Below are 6,905 nucleotides of genomic sequence, written 5' to 3'. Positions count from 1 at the left end.
GGGGTGGGGTTGGGCGTGGGTGCCGGCGGCGGTGCCGCGGTGGCCGGCGCCGGTGAGGCGACCGAGACGCCCTGAGTGGACGGTGGCCGGGGCAGCAGCGCCTGCACCGCCTCGCCCAGTTCGATCACCGCCAGCGCGTAGTAGCTGCTCCAGTTGTAGCGTGTGACCACGTAGAAGTTGTCGGTGCCGGCCACGTAGCTGGACGGCGCGCCCGCGTTCTGCAACTCCACCAGCGCGAACTTGCCGGTGTGCTCCAGCGCCGGGCCTTCGAGCACCGCACCCTTGGCCGTGAAGCTGGCCACGCCGAAGCTGGGCAGGATGTCGGGGGCGAGCAGGGTTTCGAAGTCTTCCTTGCTCTGCGCCGGGTCCAGGCGCACCGGGTAGTGCGTGGGCACGCCCGGTTGCCAGCCGAAGGACTTGAAGTAGTTGGCCACCGAGCCGATCACGTCGGCCTGGCTGTTGAAGAGGTCGACCTTGCCGTCGGCGTCGAAATCGATGGCGTATTTCACCCAGCTGCTGGGCATGAACTGCGGCCAGCCCATGGCGCCGGCGTAGCTGCCCAGGTAGGTCAGCGGGTCGGTGCTGGTGCGTTCGGCCAGGCTCAGGAATTGTTCGAGCTCGCTGCGGAAGAACTCGCTGCGGGCGGCCGCGCGCGGGTGGTTGGCGGGAAAGTCGAAGGCCAGGGTAGTGAGCGCATCGATCACGCGGAAGTTGCCGGTGTGCTGGCCGTAGAGCGTCTCCACGCCGATCACGCCCACGATCAGGCTGGCGGGCACGCCGTATTCGGCCTCGGCGCGCGCCAGCGTGTCGCGGTTGGCTTCCCAGAAACGCTGGCCGGCGCGCAGGCGCACGGGTTCGATGAAGCGCGCGCGGTAAGCGGCCCAGTTCTTGGGCGTGCCGCTGGGCGCGGGTTGCATGAGGCGGATGACGCTGGGCAGGCGCTGGGCCGCGCCGATCTGTTTCTGCACCCAGGCCGGGTCGAGGTTGCGGCGCTCGGCGAGATCGGTGGCGAAGGCCATGGCGGTCGCGCTTTGCGCGTAGCTGTAGGCGGGCACTTTGGCCGGTGTGGGGCGCGTTTTTGCGCTGGACTGTGCCAGCGCACTGGCGTTGAGGCACAGCGCAAACGCGGACGACGTGAAGAGGAAGGCGAGGGCGTTTTTCAACGGGATTCTTTTCGGGGCCAGGCCAGTTGCCGGAACGCGCGTTGCAGCGCGGCCAGCGTGGGGGTGTCGGGGGCGCCCGGGCGGCTGTACCGCTGGGCTTCGAGTTGCAGCAGCCATTGTGCAATGCGTTGGGCCGCGTCGGCCTTGCCCCAGCGCTGTTGCACGCGTTTCGCGAGCTCGCGTGGCGGTGTGTGGTCGGCGCTGTCCAGGCCCAGGGCGGCGAGCCGCGCGCGGGCGCGCTGCAGCAGGCGCAGCCAGGGATCGTGCTGCTGGCGCTCCCACAACGTCCAGGCCGCGCCGAGCAGGCTCACGAAGACCACCACGCCGATCAGCACGGTCGCCAGGTCGGTCCAGCTGGGCGACTTGAAGCCCAGGTTCTTGAGCAGGTCGAGCTGGCTGCCCTGGGTGTAGTTCAGCACCCACTGGTTCCAGCTGTTGTTGATCGCTTCCCAGGTGGCGCGCAGTTGCGCGGCCAGGGTGGGGTTGAAGTTGCGGATCGCGCCGGCGAAGGCGCCTTCGGGCGCGCTCAGCCGCTGCAGCGAACCGGTGCGCCCGGGGGCGACGGCGGAGGTCGGGTCCACGCGCACCCAGCCCTGGCCCTGTTGCCACACCTCGGCCCAAGCGTGGGCGTCGCGCTGGCGCACGGTCCAGTAGCCATCGACGCCGTTGAGCTCACCGCCCTGGTAGCCGGTGACGATGCGCGCCGGGATGTCGAGCGCGCGCATGAGGATGACGAAGCTGCTGGCGATGTGTTCGCAGAAACCCTGGCGACGGTCGAACCAGAATTCGTCGGCGGTGTGCTGGCCGTACACGCCGGGCTCCAGCGTGTAGACGTAGCCGCCGGTGCGCAGGCGTTCCATCACCGCGTTGACGAGGCGCGGCGTGGCGCTGGGGCCGCCGCCGTGTTCACGCCGCAGTTGTTGCGCGAGTTCGAGTGTGCGCGGGTTGGTGCCGGGTGGCAGGGCGACGTGGTCTTGCAGCGCCAGCGCCGGCTCGAGCGGACCGTGGCGGAATGTGGTGTGGCTGATCGCGCTGTAGCGCACCAGTTGACCGATGGGACGGTCGGTGAGCCACTGCAGTTCGCTCGTCATGCGCACGCGCATGCCGGGCACCTCGGGCGCTTGCGATGCGGCTTCGAGCAGGAACAGCCAGGGTCGGCGGTTCGGCTCCATCGTCACCTCGTAGCGGACGGGCTCGCCCGCCACGCTCAGTTCGCTTTGCAGCGCCAGGCGTGCGGGAAACTCGGTGCGGGTCGGGCGCCATTCCACGCCGTCGAAATGGCTGAGCACGGGGCCGCGGAAGTACAGCTCGCTTTGGGGCGGTGGCTTGCCTTCGAAGCGCAGGCGCAGGGCGATGCTGTCGTCCAGCGCGAGTTCGGCGATGGTGCCCACGCGCATGGTGCTGGAGAGGCCGCTGCGCCCGCGGTCGTCGCCGGGCACACCCCACAGCGGCGAGAGGCGCGGGAACAGCAGGAAGAGCACCAGCATGATCGGCGCGCCCATGGCGGCCATGCCGGCCGCGATGCGCGCCGCCTGCGCCAATGACGGCCGGCCCACCGGCATGTGGGCGTTGACCAGCGCGGTGAGCAGGCCCAGCAGCGCGATCAGGATGCCCGCCGCCGTGAGCAGCGACTGCGAGTAGAAGAAGTGCGTGAGCAGCGTGAAGAAGGCGAGGAAGAACACCACGAAGGCGTCGCGCCGCGCGCGCATTTCCAGGGTCTTGAGCGCGAGCAACACGACGACGAGCGTGACGCCCGCGTCCTGCCCGAGCACCGTGCCGTGCGTGGCCCAGGTCGCCACCATGGTGATCACCAGCAGGCCCAGGCGCGCCGGCCAGCCCGGCAGCGGCAGGCCGCGCAAGGCCAGCGTGGTGCGCCAGACCAGCACGCCTGCCGTGAGTGCGCTGCACCACCAGGGAATGTGGGCGACTTGCATGGCGACGACCCAGCCGACCACGGCGAGCAGGAACAGCGTGTCGCGCGTGTCACGTGGCAGGGCAGAAAGGGTTTTGCTCAACACAGCGCCAAGGCCTCCAGGCAACGGGCGCGGTGCGCCGGGCCTTGGTCCGGGGCGATCTCGCGGCCGGGCACGCGCAGGCCGTAGTCGAGTCCGAGGCGGTCGGCCATCAGCACCCAGGCGGTCAATCGAGAGAGCCGCGCTTCCAGACCGCTGTGGCCGCACTGCGCATGGTCGAGCCAGAGTTGCTGGCGCTGGGTGGAGAGCGCGTCGCGGCTCACGAGTTCGTCGCGCCCGGCGGCGAAGGCCTGCGCGGCTTTCTTCCACACCACGGCCTTGATCGGGTCGCCGCGTCGATAGGCGCGCACGCCGTCGAACTCACCCGTGCTCTGCACGCGCGCGCTGCCCGAGCTGCCGGCTTGCGGCTCGCCCGGCGGCAGCGGCGGTGGGTGGCTTTCCGGCTCGGGGTAGACCAGCACGGTGGCAGCGGGACGCCACACCGCCCAGACGCGGAAGGTGCCGAGCGGGAACAGGGTGAGCGCGTTGAGTGGCGGCAGCGCGTGCAAGCCGCGCCCGGGCACGGGCCAGCTCACCTGCAGCGTGGTGCTGGCTTGGGCGGGCACGTCCGTCCAGGCCAGTGGGGCGTGCGCCAGGTCCGCGCCGATCACACCCATGCCGATGCCGTAGCGCATGCTTTTGCGTTCGCTGGTCAGGCGAATCTCCAGCACGGTGGCCTGGCTGGCGTGCACCGGGTCGGGCGGGTTCAGGTGCAGCGTGATGCCGCGCAGGTTGCCATGGCACACGTACATGCCCACCACCGCGCTGCCGGCAAGCAGGAAGGTGAGCAGGTAGCCCAGATTCAGCTGGTAGTTGATGCTGGCCACGAGCAGCAGCAACAGCGTGAGCGCGAGCATCCAGCCCGGGCGGGTGGGCAGGATGTAGACGTTGCGCTGGGTCAGCGTGAGGGTGTCGCGGCGCGGCAGGCGGTTGTGCCACCAGGTCTGGATGCGGGCGCGGAGGGACGGGAGCTTCACGGCAAGGGCACGGCTTCCAGCATTGCGCGCACTTGCTCCACGGGGCCGCGCCCGGCATCGCGCACCGGCGTGAGGCGGTGTGCCACCGTCTGCGGCAGGATGGCGGCGATGTCGTCGGGCGCCACGTAGTCGCGCCCACTCAGGTAGGCCTGGGCCTTGGCCGAGCGCACCACGGCGAGCGCGGCGCGCGGCGACAGGCCTTGCGCAAACCAGCGCCCGCTGCGCGTGGCGGCCACGAGGTCCTGCAGGTATTCGAGCACCGGGTCGGCGGTGTGCACCTGGCTCACGGTGTGCTGCAACGCGGCGAGGTCGGCCGGGGTGAGCGCGGGCGGCATGCGTTCGAGCATGTCGCGCCGGTCCTGGCCGCGCAGCAGTTCGCGCTCGGCCGCGCGGTCGGGGTAGCCGATCGACAGGCGCATGTGAAAACGGTCGAGCTGCGACTCGGGCAAGGCGTAGGTGCCCAACTGGTCGTGCGGGTTCTGCGTGGCGATGACGAAGAAGGGCTGGGGCAGGGCGCGCGTCTCGCCTTCCACGGTCACCTGCTTTTCTTCCATGGCCTCGAGCAGCGCGCTCTGGGTCTTGGGGCTGGCGCGGTTGATCTCGTCGGCCAGCAGCACCTGGGCGAACACCGGGCCGGGGTGGAAGACAAAGTCTTCGCGGCCGCGTTCGTAGATCGACACGCCCACCAGGTCGCTGGGCATCAGGTCGGCCGTGAACTGCACGCGCGAGAACTGCAGGCCGAAGGAGCGCGACAGCGCGTGCGCGAGCGTGGTTTTGCCCACACCAGGGACGTCTTCGATCAGCAGGTGTCCCCCGGCCAACAGGCATGCCACGCAGTCCGAAACCTGCTGTGGTTTGCCCACGATCACCGTGTTAAGCTGGCTCAGCAGAAGTTGAATTCTTGTGTCGGCGTGCATGCCGCGAACCATACCGTAAAACCGCCATGGGTCAGGCCACCGGGTACTTCACCCACAAGGAATGTTGGAGGCACGAGATGGGCGCCGGTCACCCGGAATGCCCCGAACGGCTCGACGCCATCGAAGACCGCTTGCTCATGAGCGGGCTGGACATTGCGCTGGAGCGCCGCGAAGCCACACCCGCCCCGTTGGCCGACCTCGAACTCGCCCACGGCCGCATGCACCTCGCCGCGCTGCGCGGCCTGAGCGAACAATTGCGCGAAGACATGGCCGCCGGCGGCCCGAGCCACGCGCAGGTCGACCCCGACACCTCCATCAACACCCACAGCTGGGACGCGATCCTGCTGGCCGCGGGCGCGGCCCTCGACGCGACCGACGCGGTGATCGCCGGCGAACTGGCCAATGCCTTCTGCGCCGTGCGCCCACCAGGCCACCACGCCATGCGCGACAAGGCCATGGGCTTCTGCTTCGTCAACAACGTGGCGGTGGCCGCCAAGTACGCGCTGGAGCGCCATGGCTTGAAGCGCGTGGCCATCGTCGACTTCGACGTGCACCACGGCAATGGCACCGAAGACATCGTCGCCGGGGACGAGCGCATCCTCATGTGCAGCTTCTACCAGCACCCGTTCTATCCCTTGGGCGAGCACTCGACCGCGAGCAACCTGTGCAACCTGCCGGTGCCGGCTTACACCAGGGGCATGGAGATCCGCGAACTGGTCGACATGATGTGGCTGCCCCGGCTGGAGGCGCACAAGCCGCAGATGCTCTTCGTGAGCGCGGGCTTCGATGCGCACCGGGAGGACGACATGGCGCAGATGGGCCTGGTGGAGCAGGACTACGCCTGGATCACCGAGCGCATCAAGGAAGTGGCGCAGCGCCACGCCAAGGGCCGCATCGTGAGCTGTCTCGAAGGCGGTTATGCGTTGAGCGCGCTCGGGCGCAGTGTGGAGGCGCATCTGCGCGTGTTGGCCGGGGTCTGAAAAGGTATGAACTTTCGAGATGCGAGGGCGTCCGATAATGTTCCGATGACCGAGCCGACCCATCCCCCTCATTCCGACGAGCCCGTGTTGTTGCAGTCGCGCGATGCGCGCGGTGTGCACACCCTCACGCTGAACACGCCGCGCAGTTTCAATGTGTTGTCCGAGGCCATGCTGTCCGCGTTGCAGGCGGCGGTGGACGCGGTGGCCGCCGATCCGCAGGCGCGGTTGGTCGTGATCGCCGCGAACGGCCGTGCCTTCTGCGCCGGCCACGATCTGAAACAGATGCGCGCCACGCCCGAGCTGGGCTACTACCAGGCGCTGTTCGCGCAGTGTTCGCGCCTCATGCTGGCCATCCGCAAGCTGGAGGTGCCGGTGGTCGCGCGCGTGCAGGGCCTGGCCACGGCCGCCGGTTGCCAGCTCGTGGCGCAGTGCGACCTCGCGGTGGCGAGCGACAACGCGACCTTCGGCGTCAACGGCATCGACGTGGGTCTGTTCTGCGCCACGCCGGGCGTGGCGCTCTCGCGCAACATCCTGCCCAAGCAGGCGATGGAGATGCTGCTCACGGGCGATTTCATCTCGGCCGACGAGGCCCGCACGCGTGGTCTCGTGAACCGCGTGGTGGCGCCCGATGCGCTGGACGCGGAAGTGGCGGCGCTGGTGGACCGCATCCTCAGCAAACCGCGCGAGGCCATCGCGACGGGCAAGGCGCTGTTCTACCGACAACTCGAAACCGGCATGGAGTCGGCCTACCAGCTCGCCGGCCAGAGCATGGCCTGCAACATGGCGCACGACGTGGCGCAGGAAGGCGTGCAGGCCTTCATCGACAAGCGCGCGCCGAGCTGGCGTGGCTGACTTC

At 69.3% G+C, this 6,905-nt stretch carries 6 protein-coding genes; 2 read left to right on the top strand and 4 right to left on the bottom strand.

Annotated elements, in window-relative coordinates; all coding sequences use genetic code 11:
* The 4 genes from mltB to FFS09_RS27030 form a co-directional block, all read right to left on the bottom strand.
* Nucleotides 1–1,163 (bottom strand): lytic murein transglycosylase B (gene mltB / locus FFS09_RS27045; RefSeq protein ID WP_171020214.1); only part of this gene is annotated, 1,163 nt, incomplete at its 3' end.
* Nucleotides 1,160–3,178, bottom strand: coding sequence for a transglutaminase TgpA family protein (locus FFS09_RS27040; RefSeq protein ID WP_137922014.1), 2,019 nt, complete (start codon nucleotides 3,176–3,178; stop codon nucleotides 1,160–1,162). The genes FFS09_RS27040 and mltB, both read right to left, overlap by 4 nt.
* Nucleotides 3,175–4,152, bottom strand: coding sequence for a DUF58 domain-containing protein (locus FFS09_RS27035; RefSeq protein ID WP_137922013.1), 978 nt, complete (start codon nucleotides 4,150–4,152; stop codon nucleotides 3,175–3,177). The genes FFS09_RS27040 and FFS09_RS27035 overlap by 4 nt, the downstream gene beginning before the upstream one ends.
* The gene (locus FFS09_RS27030; protein WP_137922012.1) at nucleotides 4,149–5,069 is read right to left on the bottom strand and encodes an AAA family ATPase; all 921 of its coding nucleotides are present in this window, start codon (nucleotides 5,067–5,069) and stop codon (nucleotides 4,149–4,151) included. Before FFS09_RS27030 ends, FFS09_RS27035 begins: the two co-directional genes overlap by 4 nt.
* Before the next feature lie 26 nt (nucleotides 5,070–5,095).
* On the opposite strand from FFS09_RS27030, the gene FFS09_RS27025 reads away from it, so the two are divergent.
* Complete coding sequence (locus FFS09_RS27025; protein WP_137922011.1) at nucleotides 5,096–6,049, top strand: histone deacetylase family protein; 954 nt, start codon at nucleotides 5,096–5,098, stop codon at nucleotides 6,047–6,049.
* A gap of 45 nt (nucleotides 6,050–6,094) precedes the next feature.
* Nucleotides 6,095–6,901, top strand: coding sequence for an enoyl-CoA hydratase (locus FFS09_RS27020; protein ID WP_137922010.1), 807 nt, complete (start codon nucleotides 6,095–6,097; stop codon nucleotides 6,899–6,901).
* The last annotated feature ends 4 nt before the right edge of the window (nucleotides 6,902–6,905 follow it).

This window comes from Hydrogenophaga sp. 2FB, assembly GCF_005503365.1.
Lineage (GTDB): Bacteria > Pseudomonadota > Gammaproteobacteria > Burkholderiales > Burkholderiaceae_C > Hydrogenophaga.
This window is presented reverse-complemented; position numbering and strand designations above follow the sequence as displayed.